This is a genomic window from Paenibacillus sp. J31P316 (assembly GCF_056269105.1).
Genome location: NZ_JBWDNI010000002.1, coordinates 450,622 through 468,380 on the forward strand (window position 1 = coordinate 450,622; position 17,759 = coordinate 468,380).

At 54.1% G+C, this 17,759-nt stretch carries 18 protein-coding genes; 1 reads left to right on the top strand and 17 read right to left on the bottom strand.

Features of this window, described 5'->3' with window-relative positions:
- Window positions 1–37: 37 nt before the first annotated feature.
- From AC0YNU_RS07415 to AC0YNU_RS07430, 4 genes are all read right to left on the bottom strand, one after another.
- A complete protein-coding gene (locus AC0YNU_RS07415) occupies window positions 38–391 on the bottom strand; it encodes a CD3324 family protein (protein ID WP_475754799.1) in 354 nt (117 codons plus the stop codon).
- A 354-nt stretch (window positions 392–745) separates the two neighbouring features.
- Complete coding sequence (locus AC0YNU_RS07420; RefSeq protein WP_475754800.1) at window positions 746–2,002, bottom strand: MFS transporter; 1,257 nt, start codon at window positions 2,000–2,002, stop codon at window positions 746–748.
- Between the two features lie 174 nt (window positions 2,003–2,176).
- The gene (locus AC0YNU_RS07425; protein ID WP_475754802.1) at window positions 2,177–2,896 is read right to left on the bottom strand and encodes a YjjG family noncanonical pyrimidine nucleotidase; all 720 of its coding nucleotides are present in this window, start codon (window positions 2,894–2,896) and stop codon (window positions 2,177–2,179) included.
- Between the two features lie 17 nt (window positions 2,897–2,913).
- A complete protein-coding gene (locus AC0YNU_RS07430) occupies window positions 2,914–3,360 on the bottom strand; it encodes a carboxymuconolactone decarboxylase family protein (RefSeq protein WP_475754804.1) in 447 nt (148 codons plus the stop codon).
- A 220-nt stretch (window positions 3,361–3,580) separates the two neighbouring features.
- Between AC0YNU_RS07430 and AC0YNU_RS07435 the strand changes: the two genes are divergently transcribed.
- Window positions 3,581–4,084, top strand: coding sequence for an RrF2 family transcriptional regulator (locus tag AC0YNU_RS07435; protein WP_475754807.1), 504 nt, complete (start codon window positions 3,581–3,583; stop codon window positions 4,082–4,084).
- A gap of 137 nt (window positions 4,085–4,221) precedes the next feature.
- Here AC0YNU_RS07435 and AC0YNU_RS07440 read toward each other — a convergent pair whose 3' ends face one another.
- The 13 genes from AC0YNU_RS07440 to AC0YNU_RS07500 all read right to left on the bottom strand — a co-directional run bounded on the left by AC0YNU_RS07440 (window position 4,222) and on the right by AC0YNU_RS07500 (window position 17,620).
- The gene (locus AC0YNU_RS07440; protein ID WP_475754809.1) at window positions 4,222–6,084 is read right to left on the bottom strand and encodes a sensor histidine kinase; all 1,863 of its coding nucleotides are present in this window, start codon (window positions 6,082–6,084) and stop codon (window positions 4,222–4,224) included.
- Window positions 6,081–6,776 (bottom strand): response regulator transcription factor, encoded by a 696-nt coding sequence (locus AC0YNU_RS07445; protein ID WP_475754813.1) that lies wholly within the window; start codon window positions 6,774–6,776, stop codon window positions 6,081–6,083. The genes AC0YNU_RS07440 and AC0YNU_RS07445 overlap by 4 nt, the downstream gene beginning before the upstream one ends.
- Window positions 6,777–6,839: 63 nt before the next feature.
- A complete protein-coding gene (locus AC0YNU_RS07450; protein WP_475754815.1) occupies window positions 6,840–8,006 on the bottom strand; it encodes an efflux RND transporter periplasmic adaptor subunit in 1,167 nt (388 codons plus the stop codon).
- Window positions 8,007–8,023: 17 nt separating this feature from the next.
- Window positions 8,024–8,899, bottom strand: coding sequence for a carbohydrate ABC transporter permease (locus tag AC0YNU_RS07455; RefSeq protein WP_475754817.1), 876 nt, complete (start codon window positions 8,897–8,899; stop codon window positions 8,024–8,026).
- A 14-nt stretch (window positions 8,900–8,913) separates the two neighbouring features.
- Window positions 8,914–9,795, bottom strand: a complete 882-nt coding sequence (locus AC0YNU_RS07460; protein ID WP_475754819.1) for a carbohydrate ABC transporter permease — start codon at window positions 9,793–9,795, stop codon at window positions 8,914–8,916.
- Window positions 9,788–11,221, bottom strand: coding sequence for an ABC transporter substrate-binding protein (locus AC0YNU_RS07465; RefSeq protein WP_475754821.1), 1,434 nt, complete (start codon window positions 11,219–11,221; stop codon window positions 9,788–9,790). The genes AC0YNU_RS07460 and AC0YNU_RS07465 overlap by 8 nt, the downstream gene beginning before the upstream one ends.
- Window positions 11,222–11,411: 190 nt before the next feature.
- The gene (locus tag AC0YNU_RS07470) at window positions 11,412–12,380 is read right to left on the bottom strand and encodes a metal ABC transporter substrate-binding protein (RefSeq protein WP_475754823.1); all 969 of its coding nucleotides are present in this window, start codon (window positions 12,378–12,380) and stop codon (window positions 11,412–11,414) included.
- A complete protein-coding gene (locus AC0YNU_RS07475; protein ID WP_475754825.1) occupies window positions 12,377–13,237 on the bottom strand; it encodes a metal ABC transporter permease in 861 nt (286 codons plus the stop codon). The genes AC0YNU_RS07470 and AC0YNU_RS07475 overlap by 4 nt, the downstream gene beginning before the upstream one ends.
- On the bottom strand, window positions 13,174–13,890 hold the full coding sequence (locus tag AC0YNU_RS07480; protein ID WP_475754827.1) for a metal ABC transporter ATP-binding protein: 717 nt from the start codon (window positions 13,888–13,890) through the stop codon (window positions 13,174–13,176). The genes AC0YNU_RS07475 and AC0YNU_RS07480 overlap by 64 nt, the downstream gene beginning before the upstream one ends.
- A 306-nt stretch (window positions 13,891–14,196) precedes the next feature.
- On the bottom strand, window positions 14,197–14,565 hold the full coding sequence (locus AC0YNU_RS07485; RefSeq protein WP_475754829.1) for a DoxX family protein: 369 nt from the start codon (window positions 14,563–14,565) through the stop codon (window positions 14,197–14,199).
- 46 nt (window positions 14,566–14,611) lie between these two features.
- The gene (locus AC0YNU_RS07490; RefSeq protein WP_475754831.1) at window positions 14,612–16,867 is read right to left on the bottom strand and encodes an ATP-binding cassette domain-containing protein; all 2,256 of its coding nucleotides are present in this window, start codon (window positions 16,865–16,867) and stop codon (window positions 14,612–14,614) included.
- Between the two features lie 28 nt (window positions 16,868–16,895).
- Entirely contained in the window at window positions 16,896–17,294 is a 399-nt protein-coding gene (locus AC0YNU_RS07495; protein WP_475754833.1) for an SRPBCC family protein, read from the bottom strand.
- A complete protein-coding gene (locus AC0YNU_RS07500) occupies window positions 17,291–17,620 on the bottom strand; it encodes an ArsR/SmtB family transcription factor (RefSeq protein ID WP_475754835.1) in 330 nt (109 codons plus the stop codon). The genes AC0YNU_RS07495 and AC0YNU_RS07500 overlap by 4 nt, the downstream gene beginning before the upstream one ends.
- Window positions 17,621–17,759: the final 139 nt, after the last annotated feature.

Below are 17,759 nucleotides of genomic sequence, written 5' to 3' on the forward strand. Positions count from 1 at the left end.
TATGATTGACTCGTCCCTTAGCCAGGACGGGCTGGTATCAATGTTTACCTGCCTGAACGGCTTCATACATGATTGGCGCGGGCGCATCAATGGCTTCTCGCTCGGTTAACGGAAACGCCGCTGCGCTTCGCAGCTTAAAAATAATTTTGCGGATGCTGTCGCCGGACAAATGATACTGCCGTTCAAGCTCCTGTACGGTGCTTCCGCCCGCGTAGCGCAAGTAAATCTCCTCGTTGCGCCGTTTGATCATGACGCGCGATCCGCTCTTCTCGCCCCAAGCGGCGCGTTCGCTCTGCGGCTTCGGGATGTAGAGCAATTCTCCTTGAATGTAATGCTGGAGTTCTTCCAAGAGTCTAGGGGGAAGCACATCTTTTCCATTTTTGTAGTTCAACGTAAACCTCCTTAATCGTTTCGGCCAAGACATCGGCTTCAGCAATCGTTATGTTCACGTTAACGCCCCCTCTCGTCAATTTGAGAATCCGCCAGCATGCTGCTGCATCCTGCTTATCTTACAGTATAATTGAAAACGGTTTGATCCGTCATCCATGCGATGCGATAAAAAGGGAGGCCTTGCGGCCCCCCTCCACGTTATGACGATTTCCGCTTTAGGCGGAAATCACCTCTGTGTGTTTGATCAACTGGATCAGCTCCTTTCGCGAAGATTTCGTCGGCCCGACATCTATATTAAGCCATACGAAGCCGCGCACCGGCAAGTGAAAGAATGGTTATAGTCGTTTTATGCGCGTCAATCGGCTGATAGGGAAGAAACCTTTTCGCTTTTCCCTGCTCCCTTCGCCGGTAATTTCAGGAGAAAGGAAATGACAACGCCTACAATGAGCATGGAACCCAACAGCTCGAAGGATAGCGAATAGTTTTCGGTCGTGATTAATTTCGCGACTGCCAGAGGTCCCGTGCTGGCGCCAAGGAAGAGAATAAAGGCATTGAACGAAATCGAGCTTCCTCTTGCGGGTCCTCCGAGTTGACTGACGATGGAGATCAGAACGGGAGTTACTAACGCGATCCCTGCTACGAACACCACGCTCATGAGGACCATGACCGGCACGGAAGAGCTGAATCCTAAAGCAAGCAATCCAATGGCCGCTAATGCTAATCCTCCCTGGAGAACGACTGCCATACCAAGTTGATGCGCGATTCGTCCGGAAAAAGGCGCCAACAGCATCCCTGCGATTCCAATCGCGCGAACAGAAAGAATCTCCTGCGCGGACAGTCCGAATTTCACGGCGCTTAAATAACTTCCCAGCACGGTGTACATGCCCACTAAAGACAATAAAAGCATAAACGTGATGGAGAACGCCAACAACAGCTGTTTTTGTTTCAGCAGCATCGCCATTTGTTTGAACTTCGCCAAAACACGTTCTTTCGGCCTTGGCTCGTCGTCACTCGGAAGAAAGCCGATCACAAGCAGCGCGGTAAGGCCGTACACGGTCCCTAGAATATAGAAGATGGCATGCCAACCCCAATAAGCATGGACGATTCCGCTAAATACCTGCCCCGCAATGCCTGCCATTAACAGACCCGAGCTTATGAATCCAACGGCGGTCAGCCTCTTGAGAGGCGGGAACATTTCCCCTGCGTACACGAGCGATATCGGTGCGAATGCGGAAGCGGCCAATCCTTGAACGCCTCTAAGAACAACGAGTCCGCCATAATGATCCACGAATCCCGTCACGACGGTAACGACCGTTAAACCAATCATGCTCGCTGCCAAGAACACCTTTCGCCCATACCTGTCGGAGAATGGGCCATACAGGAGACAACCCAGCGCATAGCAGAGCGAATACGAACTCCCGATCCATGCCGCTTGGCTCGAGCTGATTCGGAAGGCTTCCGTGAAAACGTCGGACAGCGGGATCGTGATGTACATGCCAGATAGAACAACCAACCCGCACCAGAACAAAATGATCGTCATGCATGCATAGCTTCGTTTGGCGCCTGAGACTTGAGTCGTTTGAGACATCGGTAATCCTCCGGTTTTCATCATCGTTCAATCGCGTTTTTCCTCACATTATATGCGGCAATAAATTGTCGATGTAATCCGGACTTATATAAACGCAATTCAATTTCTTAACGAACGACTATGCCGTAGACCAAACAAAAACCGGCATCTCTCGCTTGGGAGATGAGCCGGCTCTTCTGATTTACCCTATCCAATCGATCAATCACTCATGTCGTCATGATTCTCTTCTAACGTAGCGCAGATCTCATAAAGCTCCGCTAAGCTTGTAATCGTGTAGGTGCTTGGAATCTCCGCGGAGGCCGGCTGCGAATGCCTGTTCACCCAGCAGGTATCTATGCCTGCCAGCAGGCCGCCTTTAATATCCGTATTCAATGAGTCCCCGATAATCAGTGCTTCTCTCCGATTAAAATCCGGAATACGACTCGTCACGCAATCGAAGAAATGCGGGGAAGGCTTCTGAAATCCGATGCTCTGAGAATCGAATATCTCTTCGAAAAATGCATGCAAGCCGGACTGCTTCAATCGCTTGATCTGCGTGTGGGCAATCCCATTCGTGATCACGAACAGCCGATGAGTCGCAGATAAGCGCTGCAAGACTTCCATAGCGCCTTCGATCAACACCTGTTCTCCGCTGCCCAATAGCTCCCGGTACGCTTCTTCCCAAGCTGCGCCATCCACGACGTGTCCCAATCTCAGCATGGTCTCCGAGAATCTGGCGTTCAACACGACATCTAAGACGATCGTCCCTTTCTCGTAATCGGCCCATAGCTGTTTGTTGACGGTATTATAGTGGCTAAACAGCTCCTCCGAGAACGTATAGCCTTGCTGCTGGAACAGCTTGCTTAACGAAGCCGTTTCATTCGCGGCAAAGTCTAACAAGGTGTCATCCAGATCGAATAGAAGGATGTTGTAGCTCATTTTGCCGATGCCTCTCTTTAGTCCTGTTCCGGGAACATTCCCGTCGAAATGGCGATGCGATTCCAAGCGTTAATGGTATTGATGGCCATAATGATAGCTACATATTCGACTTCATCCACGTGCGACCGGACGCGATCGTACAATTCCTGCGGCACGCCTTGCTCGGAGATGCGGGTTACCGCTTCCGTAAGCTCAAGCACCACGCGTTCTTTGTCGGTATAGAAAGGCGCTTCGCGCCAAGCGTTAAGCAAGTAAATCCGCTGCTCCGACTCGCCGAGTTTGCGGGCATCCTTCGTGTGCATGTTCAAGCAATAAGCGCAGCCGTTGATTTGCGACGACCGGATCTTAATGAGTTCGTAGAGATTGGCATCCAGCCCGCTTGTTTTAATGAACCCTTCCAGCTTCAACATCGCTTGCATCGCACCTGGGCTTACCTGAGTATGGTCGAATCGAACGTTCATCATAATCTCCTCCAACATGTCTATTTTTATAAATCAAGCTTTATCGTCGATAACATCAATCGTCGATTAACCTTGTCTACAATATAGACCTTTCAGTTTCGGCTGTCAACCGCTTGGAGGCTTTAATTCGCTGGAAATCGCCTAATCCCCCGATTTGACAAGGGTTTTAAATCCACCTAAGATGATTACTAACAACCTTCGTGTCCAGAAAGCAGGTGTCTGCGTGCAGTATAGTATCGGCGTTGAATATGCCCTGCATTGCTTAGTCTATTTAATCGATATTCCTTCGGATGCTGCGATCGGGATCAAAGAGCTCTCCTCGTTTCAGGGGATTTCGGAGACCTATCTTTCGAAGATTTTCGGTAAATTAACGAAAGCCGGTATTGTCAGCTCGATTCCCGGCGTAAAAGGAGGCTATAAATTAGCCAAGTCTCCTGCGGATATATCGTTTTGGGATGTCGTTGAAGCCGTCGAAGGCGCTACGCCCATCTTTCAATGCAAAAACATCAAAAATAACAGTTATCTATGCCGCGACGAAGAATATGCAAAATGCGCGCTCGCTTCGCCCTGCGTGATTAACTTGACGATGCTCGAAGCAGAAGATAGTATGCGCAACGTGCTGCGCAATAAATCGCTTGTTTGGTTGAATGAAGAGCTTGATCGCGTATTGACGCCTCAATCCCGCAAAGAAACACGTGCGTATTTTGCAATGAGCAACAATGGCTAATCGGGCTCTCCGAAATCCTGGGCATGTCGCAGCCGAACAACTGCGCGCCGAGGATTTTTTTGCTTTTTGCGGCTTGCAAATAGAAAAAGCCGCTATTGGCATAGCGGCCTGACTCCTTTATAGCTAACTCCCTCTATTCAATCCCCTGCGCGCGATTTCGGAAGCCAGAAGTAAAAGGCGACGCCGTCCGGCGTATTGGCCGCACCGAATTCGCTGCCGTGCAGCTCCAATATGTTTTTGACGATCGCCAGCCCCAATCCCGTGCCGCTCGTACTATGGCGCGATTCGTCGATACGGTAAAATCGATCCCATACTTTGTCCAATTGTTCGGCCGGAATCCGCACGCCTCCATTCTCCACGCACACTTTGACCCGATCCTTCTCCTCGTCCACTGTCACGCTGACGACCTGCTCTTCAGGCGTATAACGGATCGCGTTGGAGAGGAAATTCGTCAAAACCTGCTCGATACGAAGCGAGTTAGCCAAGACTTGGACAGGCGAAGAACGAACACGGAGATGTAGACGATGATCGTTGATATCGGTTTCGAACCGCTCGCATACAATTGAGATTACTCTGTCGATATCGAACGTCTCCATTTTCAAGCGATAGGTGCCCGACTCGTATTTGGCCAGCTCCAGCATACCCACGATAAGCTCATCCATCTTGTTCACTTCATTGTCCATCGCGTCGAAGTAATGGTCCTTCTTATGGGCGGCCACGCCGTCCTTGAGTATCGCTATGCAGCTCTTCATCACGCTTAGCGGGGTTTTGAGCTCATGCGAGACGCCGGAGATAAAGGCTTTCCTGGTGTTCTCCAGCCGCTTCTCCTTCTCGATGTCGTCCTGCAGCTGCCCGATATACGCTTGGAGCTTCTGCGAGAGCGAGTTGATATTCCGAGACAGATCGCCGATCTCGTCCTTCGACTTGATGGGAATCGCCGCGCTGAAATCCAGCTCGGCCAGCTGCCTCGTCACCAGGTTGACGCGCAGCAGCGGCCTTGCGATGCTGACGGCGTAGTAATAGGAGGCCAACACGACCAGGACCGAGACGAACACGATGACGTAGACGAAATAATTATCGATCACCTGGACGGCTTCGTCGACCGGCTGGAGCGATGCCATGGCGAAGAGATACGCGGTATTTCCGCCTGCGCCGCGTACCGGCTGAATGATCACCTTGTATTTGGCGTTGCTCTGCTCGAAGTCCTGCGTTTGAGGACCCGCATCCCCGCCCGCGTATTTGAATAGCAGCGCCGTCTGGAAAACGTTGATCCGCTCGAGAAACAAGGCGTTCGTATAGAACAGGCTGCTCGTGTTGTCCAGCATCTGCAGCCGCTTCTTCACGACCTTGCCTTGCAAGTAAGTGAACGGATCGTACAGCTCCGCCTTATTGCCGTAGTAATCCGAATCATGCTGCAATTTCTCCGCAAGGGTCTCGTCAATACGGTTTAATTTATCCGACACGACCGTGTCCATGATCCTTTTCAAGTCCGCGTTCTCGAACGATTCGGCTTTGATTCCCATCCCGCTGTTGTCCGTTCGGATGGCAGCCGGGATTAACGTGTTCCCTTTCACAATGCCGTAGATCCAGAAAGGCGTTTCATCCGCAAGGAAGCGCTTGAAATTCTCCCCTTCGTCCGCGCTTACCAAATGATACAGCGGCACCGTATACGTCACGGTCTGGCCGCTTAAGCTCTCGCCGGTCAATACCATGTCGAACGCGTCCGTTTGAATGAGCTCGCCGTTGCGGTCCAGAACCGCCAGCCAACCGCCATGAGCCCTGTAAAAGTCCTCCGCTAGCGACTGCGCGAGCTTGGCGTCTCCCGCTCCGGATTCATACTGCGACGTATAGCTTTGCAGGCTGGATTGGATGTCTTTCACTTTCTGACTGACGTAATACTTCTTGAAGAAGAACGTCTGCCCCATGTAGATGGCCCCCAAGATAAGCGCGCATAACAACGTCGTAAGCACAAACAATTTCCATACGATGCGGCTTGTCATTCGCCTGCCTCGAAGCGATAGCCGTTACGGACGACGGTCGCGATGAGCTTCGATTTTGGCCCCAGCTTGCTTCTAATGTTCCGGATATGCGTGTTGATCGTGCGATCGTCGCCGTCATAGGCATATCCCCAGATCTTGAGAATCATCTGTTCCCTGCTGACCACGATGCCTTGGTTCTGCATGAGATAGCTGAAGATTTCGAATTCCGTATGCGTGAGCCCGATGCGCGCGCCGTCGCTCTCCACTGTCCGCGAAGGGTAATGGATGCGAATGCCGTGGCGGACCAAAGCATCATCCGAGGCCGCGGCAGACGAACGGGTTTGCCGCGAGCGGCTGTCGAGCAGGCGTTTCGCTCTGGCGAGCAGCACAGGCGGACTATAGGGCTTCGTGACATAATCGTCGGCGCCCAGCTCGAAGCCGAGCAGCGTATCGTCTTCGTCCACGCGTGCGGTCAGCATGATGATCGGGACGTCGGACGTCTTGCGAACGCGGCGGCATACCGACCATCCGTCCAGTTTGGGCAGCATGATATCCAAGATTATGAGATCCACTTGTCCGGTTCGCATTTGTTCCAACGCTTGTTCGCCGTCAGCGGCTTCAAGCACCCCGTACCCTTCGTTCTGAAAATAATCCTTCACGATCTCCCTCAGGATGGGCTCGTCCTCCACGACCAAAATCGTCCTAGCTTCCATACGGCGTTTCCCCCAACGTTCGCGATCTACCAATCAGTATACTTGAAATGACACGGCCGGCGCTTACCGCAGCTGTCGGACCTCCGCGCCGTCCGCGAGCGGTTCGCTGCTCTCCAGGATAACGGCTTCGTCTCCGAACAAGCCGTCCGAGATCGCCGTTCTCGACCCGCTGACTGCGGAAATGGTCACGGGCGTTTTCCTTACAATCTTCCTATTGCCAAGCGGTCCTTGGCTTATACGGACGACAAACACATAGGCGCCGTCCATGTCTTGGTGGACCGACTGGGTCGACACGATCTTCGCGTCCTTCGCGCCCGCAGCCGCTAGCTTCAGCTTCACCCGCTCGCCTTCTCGCAAATCCTTATCATGCAAGATTACGAGCAGTCGAATACGCTCCGCAGCGTCATCGCTCGCTCCGGAAGCATTCGGTTCCCCGTTTGCCGAATCGTCCGGCCCGGCAGAACCGCCCTCTCCGATCGCCGCAACGCGCCCCTGAACGGCACGACCGTTCTCGTCGGCAACCGTCGCCTCTACAGGATCGTTTATCTCCATGGCGGCGATTACATATACAGGAACCTGGATCTCGAGCTGCAGTCCCTTCTCCGCATTCGCGAGCCGAATATCGGGAGAGCCCGCTCCCGAAGGCAGGCCTTCTACGGCATTCACGGCTTTCACGACTCCGTCGAACGGGGCTTTAAGCAGCTGAAGCTCATCCGCTTGGTTCTGTAAAGCCCGAATGCGCTTCTCTTGCGCGGCAATATCGATCGTCGCGCTTTCAAGCGCGATGCGAGCGTCGTTCTGCGCTGCAGGATCCGCTTCCCGCATCGCTTCCATATAAGCCCGCTGCAAGCTTGGCAGCGGCAGCTTCAGCTTTCTGAGCGACGCCTTCTCCGTATCAAGCTGCTGCTCGGCATCTACGTTCTCGTAACGTACGAGACCTTGTCCCTTCTTCACCGCGTCGCCTTCCTTGACCAACACCTTCGTCACTTGGCCACCGGCCGGGTTCGACAAGTCCAGCTCCGACACGGCGTGCAGGACCGCCTCCCCTTCGAACGCCGAATTCAGCGTGCCGATGACTGGCTGTTCGGTCGTCACCTTGGGCAATGTCAGCGCAAACAGCGTATGGCTGAATAAGGTTAGACCGATCAGCAACGCGCAGAATAGTCCGGCAATCAGGCCAATCACCCGCTTCCGGCTCCGCGCAGCGGCTGGCTTGATGGATGCTTCCATTGCATCGCCTCCTTCCGTTACCCCTTGATTCCCGAATGCTGAATACCTTCGACGAAGTAGGTTTCGGCATACAAGAACAGCAAAATCATCGGGCTCATATACAGCGCGGAAGCGGCGAAGATCACGTCGCTCTCCTGATCGCGAATTTGGAGCAGATAGAGCGACAACGGCTGCTTGAACGCGTCTTCCAGAAAAATGAGCGGTTGTTCGACCATATTCCAGTAGTCGACGAACAGCAGCACGGTGAGCGCGGCGATTCCCGGCTTGACCAAAGGAAGGAAGATGCGGACGAATATCGCCGCATGCCCCGCGCCGTCCATCTTGGCCGCTTCCATATAGGCGGTCGGAATCTGCGCCATGAACTGACGGAGCATGAAGACGCCGAACGCGCCGAATATGCCCGGCAGAATAATCGCCGCATCCGTATTGAACAGCCCCAAGCGATCGATAACGAGATAATTTGGAACCAGAGTGACTTGGAACGGCATCAGCATCGTCATCAGGTAGATCAAGAACAGCGCATCCCTTCCTTTAAACCGAAGCTTGGCGAACGCGTAAGCGGCAAGCGACGCGAACAGCGTCTGTCCGAGGACGATCGGAACGACGAGTCCCGCCGAGTTCCAGAACATCTGCAGAAACCTCGGCGTCGCGATGAGCAGCTTCTTGTATTGGGAGAAGGTCACCCAGTCCGGAATCAGCTTCAAATTGACGAAGGCGTCCTTATTGCTCGCGGCGTCCGTCATCTTGCCGAGCAGTCCGTAGTTCAACGCGAACTCGCTTGGCGTCATCAGAGAGTTCGCGATCGTCAGCACGATGGGAAGGAATAGGATCGCTGCAGCCGTTACGAGCAAGACAAACAGCGCTGTCCTGGGAAGGATCCGGATCATCTGCATAAGCGGCCTCCCCGTTACTCCAAATTTTCCTGAAAGCGGCGCTCGATCGTCAGCATGCCTGATACCAGCAAGACGATGCATCCGACCATCAGCGTGGCTGCGGCCGTCAGCTTCTGGATGTCCAGCGAGAAGAACATATTGTTCATATAGTGCTGCATCATATAAATGCGGTCATAGGGGTAATCGCCCGCAAGCAGATAGGTCTCCCTGAAGATCTTGAAGGAATTGATGATCGAGACGAGAATCACGAAGAACATCGTCGGCGTGAGATACACGAGCGTAATGGAGAACAGCTGGCGGGTGCCGCCTGCCCCTTCGATGCGCGCCGTCTCGTAATAGCTCTGCGGAATCGATTGGAGTCCCGCAAGGAACAGAATCATATTGTAGCCGATGTTTTTCCAAATATAGATCATTACCAGCACGGCCATCGACCCGTTCGAGTTCATCCAATCGACCCGCGGCAGCCCCAGGCCGTGCAGCCATGCGTTCAAAGTTCCATTCCAATCGACGAAAATCTGCCAAATCATGACGATGGAAGCGACCGGCACGACGAGTGGCAGGACGAACGCCGTCTGCAGCCCCTTCTTCAGCCATAGGCGCCGGTTGAGCATCAGCGCCAGCCCAAGCGACAGCACGATCAGCACGGGGACGGCGATTCCGGTGAACAGCAGCGTATTGACGGCCGCTTGGCGGAAGGAGCTGCTGCCGAGCAGCTCCTTGTAGTTCGCGAGCCCGACGAAGGAACCCCCCGCAAGCTTGTCGGTAAAGGAATAGCAGACGCCAAGCGCGAACGGAAGGACATAGAACAACGAGAACCCAAGCAAGCTTGGCGCCAGAAACATCATGGCAACCGGCCCGTCTCTTCCTGGCCAACCGCGAAGCCGGCGCTTATTCATTGAGATACGTCGTCGCTTTGTTCTGCATCAATTCCGCGACGGCTTCGGCCGACTTCTGCCCGCTGAAGAAAGCCGGCGTTTTCTGGAAGAGCAGGAGCTCGATCTCGCCCGGAAGCATGACGACCGGATTGGCCGCCTTCGCTATATAGTCGGTTAACGATTGAAGCTCCGCTTGGTTAATCGTTCCTTCCCGCGTCGCAGCCGCCGCCCGTGCCTCGAACGCGGATTTGGATACCGGGAACATGCTATACCAGGAGGAATCTTCCGATTCCTTGTCCGACGTTCTCCCCTCGCCCGACATCAGAAACTTCAGGAAGTCCCATGCTTCGGGCTTCACGTCGGAATTCGCGTTAATCGCGATATTCGCATGCGGCGCGTAGAAGCCTCCGGCTTGCTGCCCTTCCGACTTCGGCGATTGATAGAGCTTCGGGTGCGCCAATTTGCTGTCTTTCAAACGCGCCTTGTAATCGCTCAAGGTATAGACATCCGTTGGCTGAAAATACACGTTATTGCCTATGAAGTTCTTGACGTCAAAGGTGACGGTCTTCTCCGCTTCCAACTGATTGATTCGATTCAGCAGCCCGATGAACGCATCGGAATCGAACTTCGCCTTCCGGTTCACCTGATCCACGTATTGCGAATAGGATGACGTCAGCAATCGCCATAACATGTTCGTCTTGGCTTTCTCGAAGTAACCGTACTTGTATGGGCCCGTCAGAGGCAGTTCCTGTACGATGCCGCTGAATTGCTCCCACGTCCAGCCGCTGTCGTCAACCTGCACGCCTGTCCCATGGAGTACCTCCTCGTCCGCCAGCAGGCCGGACAAGTTAAACGATAAAGGCAGCGCATATACGTTGCCGTCGCTCTGCTTCACGTTGTCCAGCAGGTTTTGAAAATAATTTGCTTTCCGAAATGCCGGATCGCCATCCATCATGCCGCTCAGATTGGCCAATAAGTTTTGCCCGATATAATGGTCGGCAGGCAAATCATCCATGACGATCAGATCCGCTCCTTTGCCGCCGAGGAAATCGGCCGCCGTTTTGGTCCTGAATTTCTCCACCAGCAGGCCGGACGGATCGAAATCCTTGGCTGCGTATTTCACGTCGATCTTCGTGTTCGGATGCTGCGCTTCGTAGGCTTTCTTCGCATCCTCATAGTAGGGGTCGTACCCGTACATGGCTATCACGACGGTGCTTTGCTTGTTCGGATCGGGCGCCGGCGTAGGCGTCGACGTCGGTTTGTCGGCTTCCGCATTCGCGGCTGATGGGCTGTCGTCGGTCTCCGGATTCGGGGAATGCGTTCCGCCCCCTCCTTCCGTCGATGTCCGGACTTCCCCGTTGCCCCCGCTGCAAGCGGCAGCACTCAGCATCAGTGCAAGACTAACGATCAACAGCAAGCTCTTCCTGGTCTTCTTCGTCCTCTTCATCCTCATCCTCCTCGTTAGATCTTCGCGACTAAGGCTAGTCTAGCGACTCGAGATCAAGAACGAGTGAAGCGCGCATCAAGATGAGATCAAGATGCAACACAAACAGACCGCCATTAACCTGGGTCACAGGTTAACGGCGGTCTGCTTTCTATCCGCAAGCATTACGAAATTGGAAAGCCCATCGGATTCCCTACTCGTTCAGCGCTTTTTGCAACGCCGCAAGATTATTCTTCATGACGCCGATGTAGTCCAGGTTGTTTTTCTTCTCTTCGTCCGTCAGCCCCTCGAGCGGGTTAAGCACATCCGTCGCCGCACCGATCTCGTCCGCGACCACTTGAGCGACTTTAGGCTCGACGAGCGTTTCGAAGAAAATCGTTTTGACCCCGTGTTCCTTCGCGAATTCAACGACTTTCGCCATCTCTTCCGGGGACGGCTCTTGCTCGGGAGAAAGTCCCGCTATCGGAATTTGGGTTAAGCCATATTCCTTCGCCAAGTACCCGAACGCCGCGTGCTGGGTGACGAATTCCTTATGCTTCGTTTCTTGCAAGCCTTCCCGGAAGGCAAGATCCAATTCCTTGAGTTTAGCGATATAGCTTTCCGCATTTTTCTTGTAATCTTCCTTATTCGCAGGGTCGGCCTTCTCCAGCGCCGCTTCAATCGCACGAACTTCTTGCTGCGCCAGCACGGGATCGAGCCATACATGAGGATCCAGCGGATGCCCTTCTGCTACGTCGTGATCCTTTGCTTCGTCCTGCTCCTTCGCTTCGCCTTCCTCGTGTTCTTCCTCTTCCTGCCCTTCCAGTAAGGTTATTCCGCTGCTCGCTTCGACAACGATGCGCTGCTTGTTCGCTGCGCTTGACAGCGCGCCGTCCACCCATCCCTCTACGATTCCGTTGTAGACGAAGACGTCCGCTTCCTTCAATGCCGCCATGTCCTTCGTGCTCGGCTCCCAATCATGAGGCTCGACTCCCGGCGGAATAAGGGCGACAACGTCCGCATGATCTCCGGCGACCTGCTTGCTGAACTCGTACATGGGATAGAACGTCGTCACGACCTTCAGCTTCCCATCCGAGCTTGCTGCTTGTTTTCCGCATCCGGTTAAGATAAATGCCAGTCCTGCAGTTATGACGATAGATGATAATAGCCATGTTGATTTCATGTATTGGCGACCTCCATATTGGTTTGCTTCGATTTGCTTGCTTGTTTCGATCCTATCCATACGAGCGCTTTCTTCAAGCCTAAACCCGTCACTAAGAACAATAGGAGCACCAATGCAATGGTCCCCCCGGGCGGGGTACTTAGCTCGTAGGATGCTGCCAATCCCGTACAAGTGCCGGCGAGTCCGATTCCCATCGCAACGAATACCGCCGCCGTAAAGCTCGGCGCGATGCGAATCGAGAGCGCAGCGGGCAAAATGATCAGCGATGACACGAGCAGCACGCCGACGATCGGCATGGCCGCCGCCACGATCATCCCCGTTACGATGCTGAAGCCGAGCGAAATCCATTGGACGGGGACGCCGCTCGTCTTCGCCGACTCTTCGTCGAAAGCCATCAGATAGAGCGGTCTGCGCAAGAACAAGAAGAACAGCGCGCCAATGATGGCCGCAGCAGACATATAGAGAAGCTCTGTCCGAGTGACCGCAACGACGGATCCGAACAAATACGAAGAGAAACTCTTGTTCATCGTCTTGTTCATGCTCATGAGAATCATGGATACGGACAGACCGCCGACCATGATAATCGCGACCGAAAGCTCGCTATAGGTCTTGTAGACTTTGCGGACGTACTCCACGGCGATGGCACCGAGAACGGCTACGATAAATCCGGAAATCGTGGGATTGATACGCATGCATGCGCCTGCGGCGACACCGGCGAGCGACACATGCGACAGCATGTCGGCCATCAAAGCCTGCCTTCGCAATAACAAGTAGACGCCGAGCGCGGATGCCATCAGCGCAATGATTCCACCGGCGCAAAATGCCCGTAGCATAAAGTCGTAGTGCAGCATTTCCATCCTCCTTCCTCTCTCCTCTCGAGCGTAATGACCCGGTCCAGCATCGGCTCCAGCTCTTCCAGGTTGTGCGTGACGATCACGACCGTTCGGCCGAATCGATCGATCTGTTCCCGCATCAGGCGATAGAATCGGATGCGGCTATCCGCGTCCATGCCGGTCGTCGGTTCATCGAGCACGAATAAATCCGGAGACATGGCCAGTGCTCTGGCGATGCAAATCCGTTGTTTTTGTCCCCCCGACAGCTCGCCGATTTTGCGATCGCGCAGCTCCCATGTTCCCGTTCCCCGCATCGCTTCTTCCGCTAATTCCTTCTCTGCAGGCTTCAGCCTTCTGAGCCAATTGCCATGACCGTACAGACCCGAGCGCACGAATTCGGCGACCCGGCTCGGAAATCCGCTGTTGAACGAGGCGATTTGCTGCGGTACATAGCCGATCTTCAACTTCTCGCCCTCTTGATTGCATGCGGACCATGCGACATTGCCCTGCCATGGCTTATGTAATCCAAGCGCAAGCTTAAGTAACGTCGACTTGGCTGCACCGTTAGGACCGGTCACGGCAATGAACTCCCCGGTATGGATTTCGATGTTCGCGTTCTCCAGACAGGGGACATCTCCGTAACCGAACGATATTTCTTCCAGCGCGGCGAGCAGCATCCTAAATCATCCTTTCAATCTCCCAAATTCGACTCTAGTGGCAGATCGTGAATTGCGTAATAATTACGATTAAAGGCCAAAGAAAACGTTCAACTCTATGGTTGAACGTAATTATTACGCTTAAGTAACGATAGCAGAGTCGGTCTTAATCGTCAATATTACGATTAAGATTAAATTTTCGAACCCCATTCCGAGCATCAAGATGATCAACAAAAAAAGACGATCTTCCCCTCAAGGAATAACCGTCTTCGCTGTTCATTTATGCTGTTCATTTAGTTGTTCATCAATTAAGTCGGCTGCGCGTTGTTACTGAAACGGATGCTGCGCTTCCAGCGCATGCATGACGACCATGACGGTTGCAATCGAAGTAAGCACGATAGACGGGACCGCTTCACCGATCGGATGCTTGACTCTGAAGTGCAGGAGGCACGCGACCAGCATCGTGATGCCGAGCCAAATCCCGGCCCATGCGGCGACTGCCGGATACCAGTACCCGATGACAAGTCCGGCTGCTCCCGCGAGTTGGACAAATCCCGTAACCACGCGGAACCATTGCGGGAGCCCAAGCTTCTCGAAAATCTCGACAAAAGCCTTCGAGCCGGTAAGCTTGTTTGCGCCTCCGAAGCCCATGGCGAGAATCAGAAAGCTTTCCAAAATAACGAAAACGATATACATAAGGTTCCCCTTCCTTATTCAACTCGGTTAACTCCGCTTGAACGGCTTACGCCAAATAACGACCCGTGATCGACTGCTCCGCATGAACGATCTGCGAAGGCGTGCCTTCGAATACCAGCCGGCCGTCCTTGCTGCCCCCGTCCGGTCCCATATCGACGATCCAATCCGCTTGGCTGATCACCTCGAGATTGTGCTCGATGACGATCACCGTATTGCCGGCATCCACGAGGCGGTTCATGATCGCAAGCAAGTGACCGATATCCGACATATGCAGGCCGGTTGTCGGCTCGTCCATGACATAGATGCTGCCCTTCTTATGCAGCTCGCTCGCCAGCTTGATGCGTTGGCATTCCCCGCCCGAGAGCGTGCTGAGCGGCTGGCCGAGCGTAATGTAATTCAGCCCCACGTCGCTCATCGCCTGAAGCTTGCGCACCACTTCTTTGAGCTGGAAGAAATCCAATGCCTGCTCCACCGTCATTTCCAGCACGTCGGCAATGGACTTGCCGTCCAGCTTGTAGGCGAGCACCTCTTCCTTGAACCGTCTGCCGCCGCAAACTTCGCATGGCAGCTTCACGCTATCGAGGAAAGCCAGATCCGTATACACGACGCCGAGTCCTTGGCAGTTCTCGCAAGCCCCCTTGGAGTTGAAGCTGAACAAGCCTTGGTTCACCTTGTTCGCCGAAGCAAACGCCTTGCGCACATCGTCCATAATGCCCGTGTAGGTCGCAGGATTCGAGCGCGTGGACACGCCGACCGCCGATTGGTCGATGACGATCGCGTCCGGATGGCGCCCTAGGAAGACGTCGCTGATAAGCGTGCTTTTGCCTGAACCCGCGACACCCGTCACGACTGTCAGCACGCCGGTCGGGATATCGACGCTCACATCCCGGAGATTGTGCAGGGTCGCATTCTTGACCGACAGCTTCCCGGACGGCTGCCTGGAATCAGGCTTCAAGTGAAGCTGGCGCTTCAAATGGTTGCCTGTCAACGTGCCCGCTTCCATCAGACCCTGGTAGCTTCCTTCATATACGATGGTACCGCCGCGGCTGCCGGCATGAGGTCCGACGTCGACGATATGATCCGCCACCTTGATGACGTCGGGATCATGCTCGACGACGATGACGGTATTGCCTTTGTCGCGCAGCTTCTGAAGCAGCCCGACTAATCGGTGCACATCGCGGGGGTGCAGGCCGATGCTGGGCTCATCGAAGATATAAGTGACATCGACAAGGCTCCCGCTCAGATGCTTCACCATCTTGACGCGCTGCGATTCGCCGCCGGATAACGTATCCGTCTCGCGGTCCAGCGTCAGGTAGTCAAGTCCGATATCCACAAGATGCTGCAGCCGCTCCGTCAGCGACTTAACGACCGGCGCGGCGATCGGATCGTCAATTTCGCGAACGACGCGGACGAGTTCTCCAACCTCCATCGCGGACAGCTCCGCTATGTTTCGTCCGTTGATCCTGCAGCCCAGCGCAGCCTGACTTAATCTCGCGCCGCGGCAGCTGGAGCAGGGTCCTTCGGTAATGAAGGGCGCAACGATCTTCTGCGTACGCTCGGACTTCGTCTTCACGTCCTGCTTGATGTATTTGTTGGTGAACTTCTCGATGATGCCTTCCACCGTAACGTTGACGGCCTTCCCGGCGAAATCCATCTCCACTTTTCTCGCTTTGGCGTACAGCAGCTGCTCTAGCTCTTCTTCCGAATACGCGCTAAGCTTCTTGTCGAGATCGAATGACCCCGACTGCACGATCATATTCCATTCCCAGCCGCCCACCCCATAGTCCGGCAGCATGACGGCCCCTTCGTTCAACGACTTGGACATATCCACGGCCCTGCTCATATCCACGCCCAGCCTGCGGCCGATCCCATTGCATTCCGGGCACATGCCTTGCGGATCGTTAAACGAAAACAGGTTCACGGGTCCAACGTAAGGCTGGCCCGCACGGGAGAAGAGAAGCCGGAGAATGGGAGAAATATCGGTGATCGTGCCCATCGTGGAATGGGAACCGCCGCCGAGCCGCTTCTGATCGACGATAACCGCCATGCTCAGGTTCTCGATCGCGTCCGTATCCGGCTGCGGTACGCGGGGCAGGAACGTACGCACGAACATGCTGAAGTTCTCGTTCAGCAAGCGCGTCGATTCCGCGGCGATCGTATCGAAGACGATCGAGGACTTGCCGGATCCGGATACCCCGGTGAAGATCGTGATCTTCCGCTTCGGAATGCGCAAGGATACGTTCTTCAGATTGTTTTCCCTCGCACCCGCGATGACGATATACTCCTGATTCGATTCGTTCATGCTTCACGTCCTTCCGATCGTATTCTGTCTATTGGTCCAGCACCTGTTCAAAGCCGCGGAACCAATTGCCCCAGCCGTATCTGGCGCCTTCAAGGCCATGCACGTTGGAGAATCCGGTCTGGTCAAGATGTAGGTTCACCTTGCCGTCCCCGAGATCCCGCAGCGTCCAAGTAACCGTGTGCTTCTCGTCTCCGGTGGCCCAGCTGTAGGACAGACGATTCGGCGCTTCGACGACCAGCACTTCGCCGGTAACGATGCCGTCCCAATATTCGTTCGGCTGCATGCGGAACTGAAACCGATGTCCGACGACGGGCTTGAAATCATTTTCCATGATCCACTTGGCGAGCTTGTTCGAATCGGTTAATGCGGACCATGCCTTCTCGATCGTCGTCGTGTACTGATAATCCAAGGATAATGCTAACGTCATTCTTCGTCCTCCTCGAGTAGTCGCTCCAAGCGCATCATATTCATGCTCCAGAACTTGCTGTAAAACCCCACCCAATCTTGAATTTCCCTGAGCGGGGCGGCGTTTAGCCGGAATCGCGTTTCTCTGCCGACTTTGCGGTCAAGCACCAGTCCCGCTTCTTTAAGAATCGTCAAATGCTTGGACACCGCCGTCCGGCCCATTTGGAACTGTGCCGTCAATTCATGGAGCGGTATCTCCTGCGCCTCTGCCAGCAGACGAATGAGCCGGCGTCTCGTTGGATCCGCAATCGCGTCGAATACATCCCGCAACTGGTTGTTATCGCTCACAACACCCTCTCCTAATGTTTTGTCCATCATCAATTGGACTACGTTTGGTGTCGCTTTTGATTATAGGACACCGTTCGGTGTCCCGTCAATTATTATCATCGAATGAATAACATGTTCCGCCTCCGCGAATTTATGGATA